This window comes from Pseudomonas cremoricolorata (assembly GCF_000759535.1).
Classification (GTDB): domain Bacteria; phylum Pseudomonadota; class Gammaproteobacteria; order Pseudomonadales; family Pseudomonadaceae; genus Aquipseudomonas; species Aquipseudomonas cremoricolorata_A.
Genome location: NZ_CP009455.1, coordinates 4483165 through 4504220, shown reverse-complemented (window position 1 = coordinate 4504220; position 21056 = coordinate 4483165). Strand labels below are relative to the sequence as shown.

The window sequence follows — 21056 nt, the reverse complement described above, 5'->3', positions numbered from 1 at the left end:
GCCCCTGAGCGCCAGGCCGGGTACACTGACGCGATGAACACTGACTTTACCGATTTGCCCCGTGCGCCCCTGCAACTCCTCAAGCTGCCCTGGCTGGAACAGGCTGGGGTGCAGGCGGCCATGCTGCGCCTTGACCTGATCGACCCTCTGATCAGTGGCAACAAGTGGTTCAAGCTGCGCCACCACTTGCTCGCCGCGAGGGCCAGTGGCGCCCCGGGGTTGATCAGCCTGGGCGGCAACCACTCCAATCACCTGCATGCACTGGCCGCTGCCGGGCGCCGCTTTGGTTTCGCCACGGCCGGCTTGCTGCGCGGACATGCCCAGCAAACGCCGACCGTGCTCGACCTTCAGCGCTTGGGCATGCAGCTGCACTGGCTTGGGTACGGTGGTTACCGCGCCCGGCACCAAGCCGATTTCTGGTTGCCCTGGCAGTCCCAGTACCCTGGTTGGCATTGCATTGCTGAAGGTGGCGGCGGGATTGACGGCGCCCTGGGCTGCGCGGCCATCGTCGAACAGGCGCGGGCACAGTTACCTGCGTTGGGCTGGGACGATTACGACGCCTGGTGGCTGGCGGTGGGCACCGGCACCACGCTGGCCGGTCTGGTGCTGGCCGAGGCCGGCGCGCATGGGGTGCATGGCGCTCTGGCGGTGCCGAGTGATTACGGCGTGCAGGAAAACGTTCGGGCGCTTGTCGGTGAGCACGGCTACCACCTGCATGACGCCTGTCGCGGCGGCTTCGCCTGCATCGACGACACGCTGCTGCGCTTCATCGACGACACCGAGCAGTCCACGGGCATCCCTCTGGAGGCGCTCTACACGGGCAAGCTGTTGATGGCCCTGCGCGAGCGGGTGAGTGGCGGGCATATAGCTCGCGGCACCCGCCTGATCGTCGTGCACAGCGGCGGCCTGCAAGGCCGGCGCGGTTACTTGTAGGGCAGCATGCGCACCAGCGTGTTATCGCGGCGCACCCAATGGTGATACAGCCCTGCCAGCGCATGCAGGCCGATCAGCCAGTAGCCCCAGCGCCCGACCTGCACGTGCCAGCCCTTGATGAACTTAGCCAGGTCAGGATTCGGGTCGATCAGCGCGGGTAACTCCAGGCCGTAGAACGGAATTGGCTTGCCCGCTGCGCTGAGGATCAGCCAGCCGGCCAGCGGCATGCCCAGCAGCAGTAGGTACAGCAGCAGGTGCATCAGGTGGGCCAGGCCAATCTGCCAGGCCGGTGGCTTGGGCACGATGGGGGGCGCCTTGTGGCGCAGACGCGCCGCCAGGCGCACCCAGACCACCGCGAACACGGTCAGGCCGAGCATGAAGTGCAGGGCCTTCATCAGGTCGCGTTCGGCGCTGTCACGGGGGAACAGGCCGCGTAGCTCGATCAGGGCATAGACGGCGGCCAGTAGCGCCAGCGTCAGCCAGTGCAGGCCAATGGTCAGCCGGGCGTAACGCGCCGGCGGGTGGGCGGAGATCATGGGGGTTCCTCATGGGGCAGTTCACGGTGGGGGTCGCGCTCTTGCTGGCGCGTGACAAGGGGCAACCGGCTTAGTCTAGGTCCGGCCAGCGGTCGGCGACCAGAAATACCCGCTCCACTTCCTGCCAGATACCCGCCGACGAGGGTTCCAGCCTCACCAGCAGCCGCGCTGGCGACTGCTCGTCGAGGCCGGCACGCCAGTGTTGGAACTGCGCGCTCGACCACAGCGCTTCTTCAGCGATCGCCGCTGGCGCCAGCCAGTGCTGGCGCTCGAGCATCTGCCAGCGACCCGGCCCGCGCTCCAGCGCAAAGCGCGGCCAGTCGCGGTGGCGCAGCCAGTGCCCGCGCAGGTGCTCGGCACCCGCACCGGCGGGGCTGCTGCAGGCGTTGGCCCAGGGATAGAACAGGTAGCCCCCCAGCCATAACTGCGACTGCACCTGCCCGATACCCAGCGCGTGCAACGCCGACTGAGCTTCGGCGCGCGCCGCCATGGGCAGTTGATGCGTCGCCAGGTGGCTGAGCTTGCTGCCCAGGCGATCATGGCAACCCGGTCCAAGCCACTGCCCAGGGTCGGTCGCAGCGGCCTGTTCAGGCCCCAGGTACAGCTTGATCGCCAGCTCCAGGTGATGCACGCCGGCGTTATCGCGCAGCAGCACATCCAGCTCGCCCAACGTACGCCCGGCGTCGCGGATCGGCAGGTTGCGCGCCAGCAGTTCGATGCCCGGCGCCTGTTCCAAGGCAAAGTGCCAGAGCCGCTCGTAGTACAGGCCCAGGCGTCCGCTGCGGCGCTGCGCCAGCCACTGATCGAGTGGCTGGCTATGGTGGTCGAGCCGCTCCAGCCAGTCGCGCAGGCGCTGGGGGTGGTCGGCCCAGGCACTGCCGGCCAGCGGGTGGCGCTGGGCAGCGCCCGGTTCGCTCATCAACGGCGGCGACACCAGCGCCCAGGCCAGGTCGCGCACGGCGCCGTGGCGCAAGGTGCGCGGCAGGGAATGCAGGTCGGGGAAGGGGTTCATGCTGCGAGCATAGCTGGTTTGCTGCCAGGCGGCAGTTTCGCCCATAATTCGCCCACAGTGCCGCAAAGGCCGTTCGCAATCCGCCGTAGCCCAGCAGGAGCCCCATGGAGCAATTTCGCAATATCGGTATCATCGGCCGCCTCGGCAGTACCCAGGTGCTCGACACGATCCGCCGACTGAAAAAATTCCTCCTGGAGCGGCATCTGCACGTGATCCTCGAGGACACCATTGCCGAAGTGCTGCCAGGCCATGGCTTGCAGACCTCCAGTCGCAAGCTGCTGGGTGAAGTCTGCGACCTGGTGATCGTGGTCGGCGGCGATGGCAGCCTGCTCGGTGCGGCGCGGGCGCTGGCGCGGCATCACACGCCGGTGCTGGGGATCAACCGTGGCAACCTGGGCTTTCTCACCGACATCCGCCCCGACGAGCTGGAAACCAAGGTGGCCGAGGTGCTCGACGGCCATTACCTGGTGGAAAACCGCTTCCTGCTACAAGCCGAGGTACGCCATCATCACGAAACCGTCGGCCAGGGCGACGCGCTCAACGACGTCGTGCTGCACCCCGGCAAGTCGACGCGGATGATCGAATTCGAAATCTACATCGACGGCCAGTTCGTCTGCAGCCAGAAGGCCGACGGCCTGATCGTCTCCACCCCGACTGGCTCGACCGCCTACGCACTGTCCGCCGGCGGGCCGATCATGCATCCCAAGCTCGACGCCATCGTCATCGTGCCGATGTACCCGCACACGCTCTCGGGCAGACCCATCGTGGTCGATGGCAACAGCGAGCTGAAGATCGTCGTGTCCAAAGACCTGCAGATCTACCCGCAGGTGTCCTGTGACGGCCAGAATCATTTCACCTGCGCCCCCGGCGATACCCTCACGGTGAGCAAGAAAGCGCAGAAGCTGCGCCTGATTCATCCACTGGGGCACAACTACTACGAGGTCTGCCGCACCAAGCTCGGTTGGGGCAGTCGCCTGGGAGGTAGAGACGACTGATGCTCGATCCGGCGCGAAGTTTCGACATCATCGGCGACGTCCACGGTTGTGCGCAGACCCTGGAACGCCTGCTCGACACCCTCGGTTACCACCGCTTGGGTGGTGTCTGGCGTCACCCGCGGCGCCAGGTGTTGTTTCTTGGCGACATCATCGACCGCGGCCCGCGCATCCGCGAGGCCCTGCACCTGGTGCACGACATGGTCGAGGCCGGCCAGGCGCTGTGCATCATGGGTAACCATGAATACAACGCGCTGGGCTGGGTCACGCCGGCGCTACCGGGCAGCGACAAGACGTTCGTCCGCGAACATACCCCGCGCCATGCCCGGCTGATCGCCGAAACCCTCGAGCAGTTCGCCCACCACCCCGGTGACTGGCACGACTTCACCCAGTGGTTCTACCGCCTGCCGTTGTTCCTCGATGCCGATCGCTTCCGTCTGGTCCACGCGTGTTGGGATCCGAACCTGATCGGCCAGTTGCGCCGGCAGTACCCCGACGGGCGCATCGACCCGCATTTCATCCAGGCCTCTGCGGTATCGGGCAGCTTTGCCTCCAGCGTCTGCAATCGCCTGCTGCGCGGCACCGACATGCGCCTGCCCGGCGGCATGACCCTGACCGGCGGCGACGGCCTGACCCGCGCCTTCTTCCGCACCAAGTTCTGGGAAGACGACCCGCAAACCTACGGTGACATCGTGTTCCAGCCCGACGCCTTGCCCGAATCGGTGGCGCGCACACCCCTCGAGCCGAGCCAGAAAACCGCCTTGCTGCGCTATGCCGAAGACGAGCCGTTGCTGTTCGTCGGCCATTACTGGCGCAGCGGGCCGCCCGGGCCGCTGCGGCCGAACCTGGCCTGCCTCGACTACAGCGCCGTGCTGTACGGCAAGCTGGTGGCCTACCGCCTTGACCAGGAAACTCGCATCGACCCGAACAAGTTCGTCTGGGTCGATGTGCAGCGCGCGCAGGCCGCCCCATGAGCATCGTTCAGGTCATGCGCCTGCCGCTTGCCCACGACCTCAGCGGCTTTGTGCAGATGCTGCAGCGCCTGGGCGTGCCGCATCGGGTCAGTGAAGAGGGTGATGTGCAAGTGCTGTGGGCGCCGCAGGGACTGGCCGATGAGCTGCGCGAGTTGTATCGGCGTTATCCGCAAGGCGACCCGAACCTGCAACTGCAGGGTGTGGAACAGGACGCGCCGGCGTCGCGTCAGCCGAGTGCGCCCTCGCTGCTCGACCAGGCGCGGGCCTGCAAGGTCACCTTTGCGGTCATTGTGCTGAGCGTAGTGGTCGCAGCCATCACCAGCCTGGGCGACAACCTGGCCACGGTGGGCTGGTTCACTTTCCTCGAAGTGCGCGTGCAGGGCGACTACCTGCACTTCACCTCATTGGCCCAGGGCCTGGCCGACGGGCAGTGGTGGCGGCTGTGGTCGCCGATGTTGCTGCACTTTGGCGTGCTGCACCTGGCGATGAACAGCCTGTGGTACTGGGAGCTGGGGCGGCGCATCGAACTGCGCCAAGGGCCGTGGATGCTGCTGGGCCTGACCCTGCTGTTCGCCCTGGTGTCGAACCTCGCGCAGCATTTCACCAGCGGGCCGAGCCTGTTCGGCGGGTTGTCTGGCGTGCTCTATGGCCTGCTCGGGCACGTGTGGCTGTACCAGCGGCTGGCGCCGAATGCGCAGTTCGCTCTGCCGCGTGGTGTGCTGGTGATGATGCTGGTGTGGTTGCTGGTGTGCCTGAGCGGGGTGGTCGGCCAGCTGGGCCTGGGGCAGATCGCCAACGCAGCGCATGTCGGCGGGTTGCTCATCGGTTGCCTGACGGGCCTCTTGGGTGGCGCATTGGCGCGGCGTAAACTATCGGCTTGATTCTGGAGACGCTATGTCCACTTTTGAACAAATGATCGAAAACATCACCCCCGACATTTACCAGAGCCTGAAGACGGCGGTAGAGCTGGGCCGCTGGTCCGATGGGCGCAAGCTCACCACCGAGCAGAAAGAGCTGTCGCTGCAGGCGGTGATCGCCTGGGAGATGAAAAACCTGCCCGAAGACCAGCGCACCGGCTACATGGGCCCGCAGGAATGCGCGTCCAAGTCGGCGCCGATCCCCAACATCCTGTTCAAGTCGGACTCGGTCCATTGATCGAACTCGCTCGTGGCTCATTGAGCAAGATGTCCGTACGCCTGGAAGCACCCGTGGTGCAATACAGCTTTCGCCTGGACGACACGCTGGTGCCGGTCAATCCGCTGATCGGCCAGTCGCTGCGCCTGGAATACCTCGGTGCCATCCATTGCAGCCATTGCGGCAAACGCACCAAGACCAGCTTCAGCCAAGGTTACTGCTACCCGTGCATGACCAAACTGGCCCAGTGCGACCTGTGCATCATGGCCCCGGAGCGCTGCCACTACCACGCAGGCACCTGCCGCGAGCCGTCCTGGGGCGAGCAGTTCTGCATGACCGACCATATCGTGTACCTGGCCAATTCCTCCGGCATCAAGGTCGGCATCACCCGCGCCACGCAACTGCCCACCCGCTGGCTCGACCAGGGCGCCATTCAGGCGCTGCCGATTCTGCGGGTCGCCACCCGCCAGCAGTCGGGCCTGGTCGAAGACCTGCTGCGCAGCCAGGTGGCCGACCGTACCAATTGGCGCGCGCTGCTCAAGGGCGAGGCGCAAATGCTCGACCTGCCGGCTGTGCGTGAACAGATTTTCGATGCCTGCGCCGACGGCCTGCGTGAGCTGCAAGGGCGCTTCGGCCTGCAGGCGATCCAGCCTCTGGCCGATGCCGAGGTGGTGCAGATGCGCTATCCGGTTCAGGCCTACCCGAAGAAGATCGTCAGCTTCAACCTCGACAAGAATCCTGTGGTCGAAGGCACGCTGCTGGGCATCAAGGGCCAGTACCTGATCTTCGACACCGGCGTGATCAATGTTCGCAAGTACACCGCCTATCAACTGGCCGTGCTTCAGTAAAAGGATTGCCCCATGCGCACCGAACAACCGCAAGCGATCTACCTCAAGGACTACCAGGCGCCTGAGTACCTGATCGACGAGACGCACCTGACCTTCGAGCTGTTCGAGGACCACACCCTGGTGCATGCGCAACTGGTCATGCGCCGCAACCCGGCGCGCGGTACCGGGCTGCCGGCGCTGGTGCTCGATGGTCAGCAACTGGAGCTGCTCAGCGTGCAGCTTGATGACCAGACCCTGAGCAGCGCCGACTACCAGTGCGATGACAACAGCCTGACCCTGCACCCGCGTGGCGAGCAGTTCACCGTCGACACCAGCGTGCGCATTCACCCGGAAAGCAATACCGCGCTGGAAGGGCTGTACAAGTCTGGCAGCATGTTCTGCACCCAGTGCGAGGCCGAGGGTTTTCGCAAGATCACCTATTACCTCGACCGCCCGGATGTGATGAGCACCTTCACCACCACGGTGATCGCCGAGCAGCATCGCTACCCGGTGCTGCTGTCCAACGGCAACCCGGTCGGCAGCGGCCCTGGCGAAGACGGCCGGCACTGGGCGACCTGGGAAGACCCGTTCAAGAAGCCGGCCTACCTGTTCGCCCTGGTGGCCGGCGACTTGTGGTGCGTGGAAGACGTGTTCACCCGCCAGTCCGGGCGTGACGTGACCCTGCGTATCTATGTCGAGCCCGAGAACATCGACAAGTGCCAGCACGCCATGGTCAGCCTGAAGAAGTCCATGCGCTGGGATGAAGAAGTGTATGGCCGCGAGTACGACCTGGACATCTTCATGATCGTCGCGGTCAACGACTTCAACATGGGCGCCATGGAAAACAAGGGCCTGAACATCTTCAACTCCAGTTGCGTGCTGGCCCGCGCCGAGACCGCCACCGACGCTGCGCATCAGCGCGTCGAAGCAGTGGTGGCGCACGAGTACTTCCACAACTGGTCGGGCAACCGCGTGACCTGCCGCGACTGGTTCCAGCTGTCGCTCAAGGAAGGCTTCACCGTGTTCCGCGACGCCGAGTTCAGCGCCGACATGAACTCGCGCACGGTCAAGCGCATCGAGGATGTCGCCTACCTGCGCACCCACCAGTTCGCTGAAGACGCCGGCCCCATGGCCCACCCAGTGCGCCCGGACAGCTTCATCGAGATTTCCAACTTCTACACCCTCACCGTGTACGAAAAGGGCTCGGAAGTGGTGCGCATGGTCCGCACCTTGTTGGGCGCCGAGGGCTTCCGTAAAGGCAGCGACCTGTACTTCGAGCGCCATGACGGCCAGGCGGTGACCTGCGACGACTTCATCCAGGCCATGGAAGACGCCAACGGTGTCGACCTGACCCAGTTCAAGCGCTGGTACGTGCAGGCCGGCACCCCGCGCCTGGCGGTCAGCGAGGCCTGGGATGCAGCGGCGGGTCGCTACAGCCTGACCTTCCGCCAGAGCTACCCGCAAACCCCCGATGGCCGCGACAAGCTGCCGTTCGTGATTCCGGTCGAGCTGGGCCTGCTGGATGCCGAAGGCCAAGACCTGCCGTTGCAGCTTGCTGACGAAACCACCGCGCACGGCACCAGCCGCGTGCTGGCGGTGACCGAGGCCGAGCAGACCTTCGTGTTCCAGGGCCTTACAGCCAAGCCATTGCCATCGCTGCTGCGCGGTTTCAGCGCGCCGGTCAAGCTGAGCTTCCCCTACGATCGCGACCAGCTGATGTTCCTCATGCAGCACGACAGCGACGGTTTCAACCGCTGGGAAGCGGGGCAGCAGTTGTCGGTGCAGGTGTTGCAGGAACTGATCGCCCAGCATCAACGTGGCGAGGCGTTCAACCTCGATCCGCGCCTGATCCAGGCCCTGGGCACGGTCCTGGCTGACGAAACCCTCGACCCTGCCATGGTCGCCGAAATGCTCTCGCTGCCGGGCGAGGCCTACCTCACGGAAATCAGCCAGGTGGCCGACGTCGATGCCATCCACGCTGCCCGCGAGTTCGCCCGCACGCAGATCGCCGAGCAACTGCAGCCACGCCTGTGGGCGCGCTACCAGGCCAACCGTGCGCAATCGCGCGAAACCGCCTATGTGGCCTCGGCCGAGCACTTCGCCCGGCGCAGCCTGCAGAACATCGCCTTGTCGTATTTGATGCTGACCGGCAACCCGGACGTGCTCGCTGCCACGCTAGAGCAATTCGAACACTGCGACAACATGACCGAGCGCCTGACCGCCCTGGCGGTGTTGGTCAACTCGCCGTTCACTGCCGAGCGGGCCAAGGCGCTGGAGGCCTTCGCCGAGCACTTCAAGGACAACCCGCTGGTGATGGACCAGTGGTTCAGCGTTCAGGCCGGCAGCACCCAGCCTGGTGGTCTGGCGCGGGTCAAGGCGCTGATGCAGCACCCGGCCTTCACCCTGAAGAACCCGAACAAGGTGCGCGCGCTGATCGGCGCCTTCGCCGGGCAGAACCTGGTCAACTTCCACGCCGCCGACGGTTCGGGGTATCGCTTCCTGGCCGACCTGGTCATCGAACTCAACGCCCTCAACCCACAGATCGCCTCGCGCCAGCTGGCGCCGCTGACCCGCTGGCGCAAGTACGACGACGCCCGCCAGGCGTTGATGAAGGGCGAGCTGGAGCGGATTCTGGCGTCCGGGTCGCTGTCGAGCGATGTGTATGAAGTGGTGAGCAAGAGCCTGGCGTGATCGGCTGCGGGTGGGTTTGTCCGGGAGTGGCTTGGTCGCAGGATGTTCGCGGCTAAAGCCGCTCCTACAGGTCCTCGGTTTACCCGCGAATGGCCGTTCAGCCTACTCGCAGGCTACGGCCATCTTTCCCAGTGCGACCCGCTAGGCTTGCCTTACCCAAACCGCCGCCACACAGGAAACGCCCATGCCCACCAGCCCCGCTGAAACCCGACCTCTTCTACACGCCGCCTGCCACTGCGGCGGCGTGCGCTTCACGGTGAGACTGACCGACGGGCTGAACACCGCCCGGCGCTGCAACTGTTCGTACTGCCGCATGCGCGGTGCGGTGGCGGTGTCGGCGGATCTGGCCGATGTTCAGGTGACGCAGGGCGAAGCGCTGCTGACGCTGTACCAGTTCAACACCGCTGAGGCCAAGCACTACTTCTGCTCGACCTGTGGCATCTACACCTTCCATCAACGGCGCTCTTCACCCGATCAGTACGGCATCAATGTGGCGTGCATCGAGGGCATGAGCCCGTTCGACTTCGCTGAAGTGCCGGTCACCGAGGGCAGGGCGCATCCGCGTGATCGTGCCGACGGCAAGACGCGCATCGCCGGCTGGCTGCGCTACCAGGCCAACGGCCATTCAGAGTGAGGTATTAAGCTCGGAAATCAGCGTCTCGCGGTACTTCAACGCTTGCACCGAGGCTTCGCCCAGCAGGCTGGCGACAGCGCTGAGCAAGCCTTGGGCGAGCAGGGTGAAGGCGCACATGCTGTTGCTGAAGAACAGGCTGTGGTTGGGTACGTAGAAGCTGTGCCGGGCGGTCTTGGCCAGGGGGGAGCTGGCCGAGTCGGTCAATGCCACTACTTCAATGCCATGCCGAGCCGCCACGTCGGCGGTCACCAGCACGCTTGGGGTGTAGGGGAAGCAGCTGGCAACCACCAGCACGTCGCCTGCCTCCATCTGCGCCAAGGCATCGGCAACGCCCTGGCGGCTGGAATCGAGAATGCTCACATCCGGACGCAGCATGCCCAGGCCGTAGGCCATGAACAAGGCCAGCGAGTTGAACTGGCGCATGCCATGCACGCGAACCCGCTTGGCCTGGCTCAGGCGCACCACCACCTCATCGAACACCGCCACGTCGATCTGCTCGATCATGCTGGCGATATTGGCGCTTTCCTGGCGACCAAGCCGAGCCAGTTGGCTCAGCGGGCCGTAGTCATCGCCGCCGATCACCAGCCGCGAGGCCTGGTCGCTGTAGAAGCTCTGGCCCTCGGTCAGTTCCCGGCGAAACACGTCCTGCAGCTTGCTGAAACCGCTGTAGCCCAGGCGCCGGGCCAGGCGTGACAAGGTCGAGGCATTGACCCCGAGTCGCTCGGCCAGCTCGGTGATGGACGACACGGCGGCGCGCTGGGGCGACTCGATCAGCGCGGTGAGCGCGCGGGTCGAGCTGTTGCCCAAGGCGATATCGACCTCTCGTTGCTCGATGGCGGTCAGCAACTGTTTGAGGCCGGCGACGGTCTCGGGCAAGTGTTCGCGGGGAAGAGACATCAGGCAATCCATTAACGGTCTACGGAAATCACACCCTCTAGATCAGCGTGATGGGTCTCGCGCTGGGTGTAGACCGCCCATTCTACAGCGCCTGCCTTGAGCTGGAAGAGCGCCGTGGCCAGGGTGTTTTCATCGTCCGGGTCATCGGCTGCGCAGCGGTAGATCGGCAGCGGCTCGGCCAGCTCGTCACGCAGCATGGCCAGCGCCTGGGCGCCATCGAGTTCACCTGAGCGGCTACCCAGCAACGCCTGCAAACGCTGCTGACGCGCGTAAGAGCTGCCGGTGATGCGTTGCGCCAGCGCGGTCAGCTGGGCATGCACGATGTGGTTGGCATGCCCCTGACGTTGCCCGACGTCCACCACCGCAATGCCAGCCGAGGTCGCCTCGACACTCACCAGCCGCGCCGAACCGGCCTGGCCGAAGGCATGGTGGAAGGCCCCGGCGCGGGGCGTGCACGAGACTGCCGCAATGGCCTCTTCCACGCTGCGCGCATCCAGCGAGGCGCGGCCAAGGATCATCCTTGGCAGGCCAATGGGAATCTCGCTCGGACGCAGGTTGTTGACCGTCGCCACCACGCCGCAGGCGTTGACCGCGAAGGTGTGCCCGGGGATCGAACCGGGGTAGGCGAAGCTGGTGAACGCCACGCCTTCATCCGGTGTGACCTGCACGATGGCGCAATCACCGCGCAGTTGCGGCAGGCCATCTTCGTTGTGCGCGATCAGGGCGCCGTCTGCGGTCTGCCCGTACACCGTGGTGCAGCCGTCGACACTGGGCAGCCCCGGGTAATCACCGCGGCAGTTCCACATGAACACCTCGGCCAACGGCAGCTCAAGGCCTGCGGCGAGGCCTTCGAGTTCCTGCCAGTAGCGTGGGTAGCGGCTGCGCACCAAGGCCTGCATCTGCTGCGCCTTGTCGCTGTCGGCAAGCCCGGCCAGGTGCTGCCACAGCGCCAGCGGGCGCAGTTTGTCGTGCACCGCCGCGTGGCCGAATTCGCCCAGGCGCTGGCCGATCTCGAACGCCGAGCCGGCGATGTGAAGTTGAGCGAGCATCGCAAGGCTCCCTAGGACACGTGCTGGAGAAATTCCCGCAGGCGCGGGCTGGGTGGGTTGGCGATCAGCGCTTCGGGCTTGCCGTCTTCGGCAATGCGGCCCTTGTCGATGAAGATCAGGCGGCTGGCAACCTTGCGTGCGAAGTCCACCTCGTGGGTGACGATGACCATGGTCATGCCTTCTTCGGCCAGGGCTTTCATCACCGTCAGCACCTCATGGCGCAGTTCCGGGTCGAGCGCCGAGGTCGGCTCGTCGAACAGCATCATCTTGGGCTTGACCGCCAGCGCCCGGGCGATCGCCACGCGCTGCTGCTGACCCCCGGAGAGCTGCGACGGGTAATGGTCGGCGCGCTCGGCCAGACCGACCTTGGCCAGCAGCTCGCGGCCCAGTTTGTGCGCCTCAGCCTTGCTCGCCCCGCGTACGCGGATCGGGCCGAAAGCGACGTTTTCCAGGGCGGTCATCTGCGGGAACAGGTGAAACTGCTGGAACACCATGCCCGCTTCCTGGCGAATCAGGCGCTCGTCGACCTTGGGGTCGTTGACCATCAGGCCGTCGACCACCAATTGCCCCTCGGTGATTTCCTCGAGCTTGTTGATGCAGCGCAGCAGGGTCGATTTGCCCGACCCCGATGGCCCGATGATCACCACCACTTCACCGCTGGCGATGTTCAGGTCGATGTTGTGCAGCACCTGGGTGCTCCCGAAGTGCTTGGAAACGTTCTTGAATTCGATCACAGGATTTTCAACCTCGCTTCCATACGGCGCAGGATGTAGCTGAGCACCAGGGTGATGACCAGATAGATCACGGCGACGGCGGTCCACACTTCCATCGCGCGGAAATTGCCGGCGATCACTTCCTGGCCCTGGCGGGTCAGCTCAGCGACGCCGATGACGATGAACAGCGAGGTGTCCTTGATGCTGACGATCCACTGGTTGCCCAGCGCCGGAATCATGCGCCGGAAGGCCAGTGGGGTGATCACGTAGCGCAGCGTGTCGCGGCGTGACAGGCCCAGGGCCAGGCCCGCCTCACGGAAGCCGTTGTTGATCGACAGCACCGCCCCGCGGGTGATTTCGCCGATGTAGGCACCGGAGTTGATCATGATGGTGAACACCGCAGCGCCGAACGGGTCGATGCGGATCGGCACCATCAGCGGCAGGGCGAAGTAGATGAACATCACCTGCACCATGATCGGGGTGCCGCGGATCAGTTCGATGAATACCAGGGCGATCCGGCTGCTGATGAATCCGCCGTAAGCGCGGGCAAAGCCCGCGATTACGCCGATGACGGCGCCGCCGATCAGGCCGAGGATGGAAATCCACAGCGTGAGCTTGGCGCCGTCGAGCAGAACCGGAAGCGCATCCCAGATGGCGCTCCATTGAAATTGCATAGACATGGCTCTCAGGAAACAGGAAATGGCTTACTGCGGTTGGGTGCCGAACCACTTCTCGTAGATCTGCGCGTAGGTGCCGTTCTCGCGCAGCTTCTTCAGCGCCGCGTTGACCGGCTCACGCAGTTCGCTGCCCTTGGGGAAGCCAATGCCATATTGCTGGGCCATCATCTGCGAGCCCACGGCCTTCACCTTACCTTCGCCCGCAGTCTTGATGTAATAGAGCACGTTCGGGGTGTCGTGCATGGCGGCGTCTACGCGGCCGGTGCGCAGTTCGAGGTAGGCGTTGTCGATGTTGGGGAACTGGCGCAGGTCCTTGGCCTTGAGATTGGCCTTGGCATAATCTGCCGCCGAGGTGCCGCTTTTCACCGCCAGGCTCTTGCCGGCGATGTCGGCCTCGCCCTTGATGCTGTCGTTGTCGCTCTGGACCATCAGCAGAAAGCCGCTATCGTAATACCCGTCGGAGAAATCGATGGCCTGCTTGCGTTCTTCCTTGATGGTGATGCCGGCCAGGGCTGCGTCGACGTTGCGCGTCTGCAGGGCCGGGATGATGCCGTTGAAGTCCATTGGCTTGAGCGTGTAGCTGACCCCCAGCTCCTTGGCAATCGCCGCCCACAGGTCGATGTCGAAGCCCACGTATTCGTTGCCCTGCTTGAACTCGAACGGTACGAAGGCCGTGTCGGTGGCGATCACCAGCTCTTTGCCAGCGGCCATCGAGGTGCTGGAAATGGCCAGCGCAATGGCTGCAAGCGATACCTTGAGAAGTCTTTTCATCGTCTTTCCTCTGTAGTGGGAAGCTCTCGGGTACGCGGGCGGCCCGAGAGAAGGCGGCAGTAGCAAGCGATGGGGGCAGGCCCCTGATTGTTATAGGTGGCGGGTCCGTGCCGGACGTACGTGGCATGCACGTAGGAAGAACGAGGCGTCATGCATCGCAATGCAAATATCCGTTGCTTATGGTTTTGATGCAAGTAATATTTGCACGACACCTGGAGGGTCCCATGAGCCACGTATTGCACCGCAGCCTAACCCAAACCTATCCCACCGCCGTCGCCGGCGACGGTCCTTACCTGATCGACAGCAACGGCCGTCGCTACCTCGATGCCAGCGGCGGTGCGGCCGTGTCGTGCCTGGGCCACAGCGACCCTGAGGTGATCGAGGCGATCCGTCAGCAGGTTGGCCAACTGGCCTATGCGCACACCTCGTTCTTCACCACCGAGGTGATGGAAGAGCTGGCCGATTTTCTCGTCGCCCGCGCCCCGGCCGGGCTCGATTCGGTGTATTTCGTTTCGGGTGGGTCGGAAGCGGTCGAGACTGCATTGAAGCTTGCGCGCCAGTACTTCGTGGAAATCGGCCAGCCAAGCCGCAGCCACGTCATCGCCCGGCGCCAGAGCTACCACGGCAACACCCTGGGCGCGCTGGCTGCCGGTGGCAACCAATGGCGCCGCCAGCAGTTCCAGCCGTTGCTGATCGATGTCAGCCACGTCAGCCCTTGCTACGCCTACCGCGACCAGCGCGCCGATGAAACCAGCGAGCAGTACGCCACTCGTCTGGCCGATGAGCTGGACGCCGAAATCCAGCGTCTGGGTGCCGACAAGGTCATGGCCTTCATCGCAGAACCGGTGGTGGGCGCGACCCTGGGCGCGGTGCCGGCGGTGGCGGGCTACTTCAAGAAGATTCGCGAGGTCTGCGACCGCCACGGCGTGCTGCTGATTCTCGATGAGGTCATGTGCGGCATGGGGCGAACCGGTTCGCTGTTCGCCGCCGAGCAGGAAGGCATCAGCGCCGACCTGATCACCATCGCCAAAGGCCTGGGCGCCGGTTACCAGCCGATTGGCGCGACCCTGCTCAGTGGCAAGATTCGCGATGCCATCGCCAAGGGTTCGGGCTATTTCCAGCACGGCCACACCTACATCGGCCACGCCACGGCCTGCGCCGCCGCGCTGGCGGTGCAGAAAAGCATCGAGGCACGGGGCTTGCTGAACCAGGTGCAGGTGCAAGGTGAGGCCTTGCAGGCGCGCCTGCAGCAGGTGTTGGGCGAGCACGCGCATGTGGGCGATATCCGCGGGCGCGGGCTGTTCCGCGGTATCGAGCTGGTCCAGGATCGCCAGAGCAAAGCGCCGTTCGATCCCGCCCTCAAACTGCACGCGCGGATCAAGCAGGCGGCCATGGCCCAGGGCCTGATGTGCTACCCCATGGGCGGCACCCTCGATGGCCGCCGCGGCGACCATATCCTGCTGGCGCCGCCCTACATCATCGACGCCAGCCATGTCGACGAGATCGCCGAGAAGCTGGTCAAGGCCATCGACACCACCCTCAACGCACTCTGACGGAGCCAGCATGGACATTCGATCACGTCTGACCCCGTTGCAGCCCGGGCGCATGAGCGCCGACCAGCAGCGCGTGCTCGACGACATTCTGCAAGGCCCGCGCGGCAACCTCGACGGCCCGTTTCTGGCGTGGGTACACAGCCCGGCGCTGGCCGATCACGCCCAGCGCCTGGGCGCCTTCTGCCGCTATGGCACGGCGCTGGAGCTACGCCTGAGCGAACTGGCGATCCTCACCACCGCGGCGTGGTGGCGCTCCCAGGCCGAGTGGCAGATTCACGAGCCCATCGCCCGCAGCGCAGGGCTTGCCGACAGCGTCATCGACGCGCTCAGGCAGCAGCGCACCCCGGTGTTCGAACGCAGCGATGAACAGTGCGTGTACGACATCGGCAAGACGCTGTACGACACCCGCCGCATCGACGATGCGCTGTACCAGCGCGGCGTGGAATTGTTCGGCGAACCGGCCATGGTCGAGCTGATCGGCGTGTTCGGCTACTACGCCCTGGTGGCGATGACCCTGAACGTGTTCGAGGTCAGGCGCGATACCGGCACCGAGCTGCCGTTCGCCGAGTAGGGCAGGCGTTGCCTCGGTCGCCCTGTTGTGGGCGGCCAGGTCTACCCAGCTATTCCCCACGCGGTAACAAAATATAACCAGCAGCGCGTTGTATTCCTTTTGCCATCATCGCTAGGATGGCCCATCGCTACTGCAGGGCATTCTTCTGCGCCAATGCAGGCCCTGCAGGCGGTTTTCTCCAGCGACCCGGCGAAGAACAACAACAGGGGAACAGCATGAGCCAGTGGGCAAGGATGCGTGGCAGGCCGTGGGCGTGGGGGTGGTCGATGGCGGCGCTGTTGGTGCTGACCAGCGCCATGTGCCCGGATCGAGCGCAGGCCGCTGATGATGGGCAATCGGCCATTGCCTCCGAGCGCGCCGCCCATAGCCTGCTGATCGACGCCGCCCAGGCTGGAAAGCGTCTGGTGGTGGTCGGGGACCGCGGGCATATCCTTTATTCCGATGACCAAGGCGGCGCCTGGACCCAGGCCCAGGTGCCCAGCCGTCAGTTGCTCACGGCGGTGTATTTCGTCGACGCCGAGCACGGCTGGGCGGTCGGCCACGATGCCCAGGTGCTGGCCAGCGACGACGGCGGCGCCACTTGGCGCAAGCAGTTCGAAGACCTTGCGCGCGAGGCGCCGCTGCTCGATGTGCTGTTTCTCGATACCCGCCATGGGTTTGCCGTCGGTGCCTATGGCGCGCTGCTGGAAACCCGCGACGGCGGCCAGCAGTGGCACGACGTCGGCGACCGGCTGGACAACCCCGAGCAACTGCACCTCAACGCGATCGCCCAGGTAAAGGACCGTGGTCTGTTCATCGTCGGCGAGCAGGGCAGCCTGTATCGCTCCAGCGACGACGGGCAGAGCTGGGCGTCGGTGCCTGGGCCGTACGAGGGTTCGCTGTTCGGGGTGCTCGGCACTGCCAGCCCGGCAACCCTCCTGGCCTTCGGCCTGCGCGGCAACCTGTTGCGATCCACAGACTTCGGCGACACCTGGCAGCGCATCACCTTGAGCACTGAACGTGGGCCTTTCGCTGCGGGCCTGTCGGGCGCAGCGCTGCTCGACGATGGCCGCGTGGTGGTGGTCGGCAATGCCGGCAGCGTGCTGCTGAGCGATGACGACGGCGAGACGTTCACGGTGAACAGCCGCCGCGACCGCATCGCCCTGGCCGGTGTCGCCGGGCTTGCCGACCAGCGGCTGCTGCTGGTCGGGCAGGGCGGTATTCACCTGGCCGACGCCAAGGGTCAGGACCTGGAGGTGCAACCATGAGCCGCCAGACGCCCCGCGCCATGCCCGATGAGCAACAGGCTACCGCGCTTGAGCGGCTGATCTTCAACCATCGCCCGGTGGTGATCGGGCTGTGTCTGCTGGTCAGCCTGGTGCTGTTCTGGCAGGCCACGCTGATTCGCCCCTCCACCAGTTTCGAGAAGATGATCCCGCTGCAGCACCCGTTCATCGAACGCATGCTCGAACACCGCAACGATCTGGCCAACCTCGGCAATACCGTGCGCATCGCCGTGGCGGTGAAAGAGGGCGACATCTTCGACCCCGCCTACATGGAGACCCTGCGCCAGATTCACGACGAGGTGTTCTACATTCCAGGCGTCGAACGCAGTGGCCTCAAATCGCTGTGGAGCCCGAGCGTGCGCTGGACCGAGGTCACCGAAGCGGGCTTTGCCGGTGGCGAGGTGATTCCCACCCCCTATGACGGCTCGCCCGCCAGCCTCGATGCCCTGCGCGACAACGTGCTCAAGTCCGGGCAGATCGGCCGCCTGGTGGCCAATGATTTTCGCTCCAGCATCGTCGATGTGCCATTGCAGGAAAGCTACCCCGACCCGCTCGACCCCTCGCGCCAGCTCAAGCTCGACTACCAGCAGTTCTCGCACCAGCTCGAAGAGAAGATCCGCGACAAGTACCAGGCGCAGAACCCCAACGTCGAGATTCATATCGTCGGCTTTGCCAAGAAGGTCGGTGACCTGATCGACGGGTTGCTGATGGTGGCGCTGTTCTTCGGTGTGGCGTTGCTGATCACCTGGGCGTTGCTGTTGTGGTTCACCGGGTGTCTGCGCAGCACCGTGGCGGTGCTGGTGACCACATTGGTGGCGGTGGTCTGGCAACTGGGGCTGATGCATGCGGTCGGTTTTGGGCTCGATCCTTACTCGATGCTGGTGCCGTTTCTGATCTTCGCCATCGGCATTTCCCACGGCGTGCAGAAGATCAACGGCATCGCCTTGCAGTCCAGCGACGCCGACAACGCGCTGACCGCCGCGCGGCGCACCTTCCGCCAGCTGTTCATCCCCGGCATGATCGCCATCCTCGCCGATGCGGTGGGCTTCATCACCTTGCTGATCATCGACATCGGGGTGATCCGCGAGCTGGCCATCGGCGCCTCGATCGGCGTGGCAGTGATCGTCTTCACCAACCTGATTCTGTTACCGGTGGCGATTTCCTATGTCGGCATCAGCCAGAAGGCGGTGGCGCGCAGCAAGGCCGATGCGCACCGTGAACACCCGTTCTGGCGCCTGCTGTCGAACCTTGCCAGCGCGCGGGTGGCGCCGTTGTCGCTGGGCCTGGCGCTGCTGGCCTTCGCCGGTGGCCTCTGGTACAGCCAGAACCTGAAGATCGGCGACCTCGATCAGGGGGCACCGGAGCTGCGCCCGGATTCGCGCTACAACCAGGACAACCGCTTCATCATCGAGCACTACTCGACCAGCTCCGACGTGCTGGTGATCATGGTCAAGACCGCCGCCGAGCAGTGCTCGGTGCACAGCACCCTGGCGCCGATCGACGAGTTGATGTGGACGCTGCAGAACACCCAGGGGGTGCAGTCGGCGATTTCCCTGGTGACGGTCTCCAAACAGGTCATCAAGGGCATGAACGAGGGCAGCCTGAAGTGGGAGACGCTGTCGCGTAACGCCGATGTGCTGAACAACTCCATCGCCCGCGCCGACGGCCTGTACAACGCCGACTGCTCCTTGGCGCCGGTGCTGGTGTTTCTCAACGACCACAAGGCCGAAACCCTGCAGCGGGTCACCGCCGCCGCCCGCGCCTTTGCCGCCAGCCATGACCGCGACGGCCTGCAGTTCCTCCTGGCTGCTGGCAACGCCGGTATCGAGGCAGCCACCAACGAGGTCATCGCGTCTGCCGAGCTGCGCATCCTGCTGCTGGTCTACCTGTGCGTGGCGGTCATGTGCCTGATCACCTTCCGCTCGTTCGCCGCCACCTTGTGCATCGTGCTGCCGCTGGTGCTGACCTCGGTGCTGGGCAATGCGCTGATGGCGTTCATGGGTATCGGCGTGAAGGTCGCCACCTTGCCGGTGGTCGCCCTGGGTGTGGGCATTGGCGTCGACTATGGCATCTACATCTACAGCCGTCTGGAGCGATTCCTGCGCGCCGGGCTGTCGTTGCAGGAGGCCTATTACCAGACCTTGCGCTCGACCGGCAAGGCCGTGCTGTTCACCGGCCTGTGCCTGGCGATCGGGGTTTGCACGTGGATGTTCTCGGCCATCAAGTTCCAGGCCGACATGGGCCTGATGCTGACCTTCATGCTGCTGTGGAACATGGTCGGCGCGTTGTGGTTGTTGCCAGCGCTGGCGCGTTTTCTGATCAGGCCCGAGCGCCTGGCGGGCCAGCCTGGCGGCGGTCTGCTGGGCCATTGAGCGGGTATACTGGCGGTCATTTTTCCTCAGGTATTCCCATGACCCTTCTCGACGCCCTGCACACCTGCGACATGCTGCTGATCGACGGCCTGCATTGTTTTGATTTCACCCTCGATGACGCCGGCCTGCGCGCCGAATGCATGGATGGCCGGCAGCTGCGCCGCTGGCAGTTCAGCGCCGAGCAGTTGGCCGCCGCGCAAGGCCAGGGGGACGAATGGCGGGTGAGTGCTGTCGAAGCCGAGCACCTGCTGTTCTGCATGAGTGCCCTGCGCGCCCCGGAAGATGAGGAAGACGACGATGAACCGCACCTGCAAGCACCTGCTAAGGATTAGCCTGATGAGCCTGGCCGTGCCCGTCCACGCCGCCACCTTGCTGGTCGGCAGCTACACCGACGGCGCCAGCCATGGCATTTACCGCTATCACTTCGATGCCAGCACCGGGCAGATCGAGTCCAGCCCGTTGCAAGTGGTGCACGCGGCCAATCCGTCGTGGCTGGCGCTGTCGCCTGACCAGCGTGTGCTGTATGCCGTCAATGAAGACCGCAAAGGCACGGTGAGCAGCTTTGCCGTCGAGGCCGACGGCGCCCTGACCGCCCAGGGCAAGGTCAGCAGCCAGGGCGGCGAGCCGACCCATGCCAGCCTCAGTCACGACCAGCGCTACCTGTTCGTCGCCAACTACGGCGCCGAAAAGCCAGGCGGCAGCCTGGTGGCGCTGCCGGTGAGCCGCAGCGGTACGCTACAGGCACCGACCCAGCAAGTGCGCCATGCGCCGAGCCAGGTCGATGCCGAGCGCCAGGGTGAAGCGCACATGCACTCGATGGTCGTCGCCCCTGATGGCCAACACGTGTACGCCACCGACCTGGGCGCCGACCGCGTGTTCATCTACCGCTACGACGGCGCCAGCGCCGAGCGACCGCTCAAGCCGGCGAGCACCGCCGAGCTGGTGCTGCCACCGGGCAGCGGGCCGCGTCACTTGGAGTTCGACAGCCGTGGCCGTTTTGCCTATCTGACCTTGGAAATGAGCGCGCAGGTGGCGGTGCTCTCGGTGCAGCAAGATGGCCGCCTGGCGCTGGTCCAGCAACTGCCGCTGACCGAGCGCCACGACGCGGCGTTCAAGTCGGCGAGCGGCCTGCACCTGTCGGCTGACGGGCGCTTTCTGTACGTCAGCAACCGCGGCAAGGCCAATGAGATCGTGGTGTACCGGGTCGATCCCGACGACGGCCGCCTGACCCTGGTGCAGCGCCGCGCCAGCGAAGGCGACCACCCCCGCGAATTCGCCCTCGACCCTGACGGGCATTTCCTGCTGGTGGCCAACCAGCACAGCGACGAGATCGTCGTCCTGCGCCGCGACCCGCGCGAAGGCACCCTCGGCGAAGTGGTTCAGCGCCTGCCCCAGCCAGCACCTTCGGCGTTGGTGTTCGCCAAATCCCCATAACCTCCTACAGGCGGGTGAACT

General features: G+C 65.1%; 21 protein-coding genes. 14 read left to right on the top strand and 7 right to left on the bottom strand.

Annotated features, from left to right (window positions below; translation table 11 throughout):
* Window positions 1-33: 33 nt before the first annotated feature.
* Window positions 34-933, top strand: a complete 900-nt coding sequence (locus LK03_RS20285) for a 1-aminocyclopropane-1-carboxylate deaminase/D-cysteine desulfhydrase (protein ID WP_038414857.1) — start codon at window positions 34-36, stop codon at window positions 931-933.
* On the opposite strand, the gene LK03_RS20280 is transcribed toward LK03_RS20285, so the two are convergent.
* Both LK03_RS20280 and LK03_RS20275 read right to left on the bottom strand, forming a co-directional pair.
* Entirely contained in the window at window positions 924-1469 is a 546-nt protein-coding gene (locus LK03_RS20280; protein WP_038414329.1) for a cytochrome b, read from the bottom strand. The genes LK03_RS20285 and LK03_RS20280 overlap by 10 nt on opposite strands.
* Window positions 1470-1539: 70 nt before the next feature.
* Window positions 1540-2526, bottom strand: a complete 987-nt coding sequence (locus tag LK03_RS20275; protein WP_038414328.1) for a DUF1853 family protein — start codon at window positions 2524-2526, stop codon at window positions 1540-1542.
* Window positions 2527-2585: 59 nt separating this feature from the next.
* Between LK03_RS20275 and LK03_RS20270 the strand changes: the two genes are divergently transcribed.
* From LK03_RS20270 to LK03_RS20240, 7 genes are all read left to right on the top strand, one after another.
* Complete coding sequence (locus LK03_RS20270) at window positions 2586-3476, top strand: NAD(+) kinase (protein ID WP_038414327.1); 891 nt, start codon at window positions 2586-2588, stop codon at window positions 3474-3476.
* Window positions 3476-4447, top strand: a complete 972-nt coding sequence (locus LK03_RS20265) for a metallophosphoesterase (RefSeq protein WP_038414326.1) — start codon at window positions 3476-3478, stop codon at window positions 4445-4447. Before LK03_RS20270 ends, LK03_RS20265 begins: the two co-directional genes overlap by 1 nt.
* Window positions 4444-5328, top strand: a complete 885-nt coding sequence (locus LK03_RS20260) for a rhomboid family intramembrane serine protease (protein WP_038414325.1) — start codon at window positions 4444-4446, stop codon at window positions 5326-5328. The genes LK03_RS20265 and LK03_RS20260 overlap by 4 nt, the downstream gene beginning before the upstream one ends.
* A 13-nt stretch (window positions 5329-5341) precedes the next feature.
* Window positions 5342-5602: a YeaC family protein gene (locus tag LK03_RS20255; RefSeq protein ID WP_028696272.1), complete on the top strand. Its 261-nt coding sequence runs from the start codon at window positions 5342-5344 to the stop codon at window positions 5600-5602.
* Window positions 5599-6429: a DUF2797 domain-containing protein gene (locus LK03_RS20250; RefSeq protein WP_038414324.1), complete on the top strand. Its 831-nt coding sequence runs from the start codon at window positions 5599-5601 to the stop codon at window positions 6427-6429. Before LK03_RS20255 ends, LK03_RS20250 begins: the two co-directional genes overlap by 4 nt.
* Before the next feature lie 12 nt (window positions 6430-6441).
* Entirely contained in the window at window positions 6442-9099 is a 2658-nt protein-coding gene (gene pepN / locus LK03_RS20245) for an aminopeptidase N (RefSeq protein ID WP_038414323.1), read from the top strand.
* 184 nt (window positions 9100-9283) lie between these two features.
* Window positions 9284-9733 (top strand): GFA family protein, encoded by a 450-nt coding sequence (locus tag LK03_RS20240; RefSeq protein WP_038414322.1) that lies wholly within the window; start codon window positions 9284-9286, stop codon window positions 9731-9733.
* On the opposite strand, the gene LK03_RS20235 is transcribed toward LK03_RS20240, so the two are convergent.
* From LK03_RS20235 to glnH, 5 genes are read right to left on the bottom strand one after another with little or no spacing between them, the layout of a single operon-like run.
* A complete protein-coding gene (locus tag LK03_RS20235) occupies window positions 9725-10630 on the bottom strand; it encodes a MurR/RpiR family transcriptional regulator (protein ID WP_038414321.1) in 906 nt (301 codons plus the stop codon). The two genes, LK03_RS20240 and LK03_RS20235, sit on opposite strands and share 9 nt — an antisense overlap.
* 11 nt (window positions 10631-10641) lie before the next feature.
* Window positions 10642-11679 carry an acyl-CoA--6-aminopenicillanic acid acyl-transferase gene (locus tag LK03_RS20230; RefSeq protein ID WP_038414320.1) on the bottom strand — a complete coding sequence of 346 codons (1038 nt, stop codon included), beginning with the start codon at window positions 11677-11679 and terminating at the stop codon, window positions 10642-10644.
* An 11-nt stretch (window positions 11680-11690) separates the two neighbouring features.
* Complete coding sequence (glnQ, locus tag LK03_RS20225; RefSeq protein ID WP_038414319.1) at window positions 11691-12413, bottom strand: glutamine ABC transporter ATP-binding protein GlnQ; 723 nt, start codon at window positions 12411-12413, stop codon at window positions 11691-11693.
* Window positions 12410-13066 carry a glutamine ABC transporter permease GlnP gene (gene glnP / locus LK03_RS20220; RefSeq protein ID WP_038414318.1) on the bottom strand — a complete coding sequence of 219 codons (657 nt, stop codon included), beginning with the start codon at window positions 13064-13066 and terminating at the stop codon, window positions 12410-12412. The genes glnQ and glnP overlap by 4 nt, the downstream gene beginning before the upstream one ends.
* Before the next feature lie 30 nt (window positions 13067-13096).
* Window positions 13097-13840: a glutamine ABC transporter substrate-binding protein GlnH gene (gene glnH / locus LK03_RS20215; protein WP_028696280.1), complete on the bottom strand. Its 744-nt coding sequence runs from the start codon at window positions 13838-13840 to the stop codon at window positions 13097-13099.
* 224 nt (window positions 13841-14064) lie between these two features.
* On the opposite strand from glnH, the gene LK03_RS20210 reads away from it, so the two are divergent.
* The 6 genes from LK03_RS20210 (at window position 14065) to LK03_RS20185 (ending at window position 21035) form a co-directional block, all read left to right on the top strand.
* The gene (locus LK03_RS20210; RefSeq protein WP_038414317.1) at window positions 14065-15393 is read left to right on the top strand and encodes an aspartate aminotransferase family protein; all 1329 of its coding nucleotides are present in this window, start codon (window positions 14065-14067) and stop codon (window positions 15391-15393) included.
* Between the two features lie 10 nt (window positions 15394-15403).
* Complete coding sequence (locus LK03_RS20205) at window positions 15404-15964, top strand: carboxymuconolactone decarboxylase family protein (protein WP_038414316.1); 561 nt, start codon at window positions 15404-15406, stop codon at window positions 15962-15964.
* 215 nt (window positions 15965-16179) lie between these two features.
* Complete coding sequence (locus LK03_RS20200; protein ID WP_038414315.1) at window positions 16180-17211, top strand: WD40/YVTN/BNR-like repeat-containing protein; 1032 nt, start codon at window positions 16180-16182, stop codon at window positions 17209-17211.
* Entirely contained in the window at window positions 17208-19601 is a 2394-nt protein-coding gene (locus tag LK03_RS20195; protein WP_038414314.1) for an efflux RND transporter permease subunit, read from the top strand. Before LK03_RS20200 ends, LK03_RS20195 begins: the two co-directional genes overlap by 4 nt.
* Window positions 19602-19639: 38 nt before the next feature.
* The gene (locus LK03_RS20190) at window positions 19640-19933 is read left to right on the top strand and encodes a DUF5629 family protein (RefSeq protein WP_038414313.1); all 294 of its coding nucleotides are present in this window, start codon (window positions 19640-19642) and stop codon (window positions 19931-19933) included.
* The gene (locus LK03_RS20185; RefSeq protein ID WP_038414312.1) at window positions 19899-21035 is read left to right on the top strand and encodes a lactonase family protein; all 1137 of its coding nucleotides are present in this window, start codon (window positions 19899-19901) and stop codon (window positions 21033-21035) included. Before LK03_RS20190 ends, LK03_RS20185 begins: the two co-directional genes overlap by 35 nt.
* Window positions 21036-21056 lie beyond the last annotated feature (21 nt).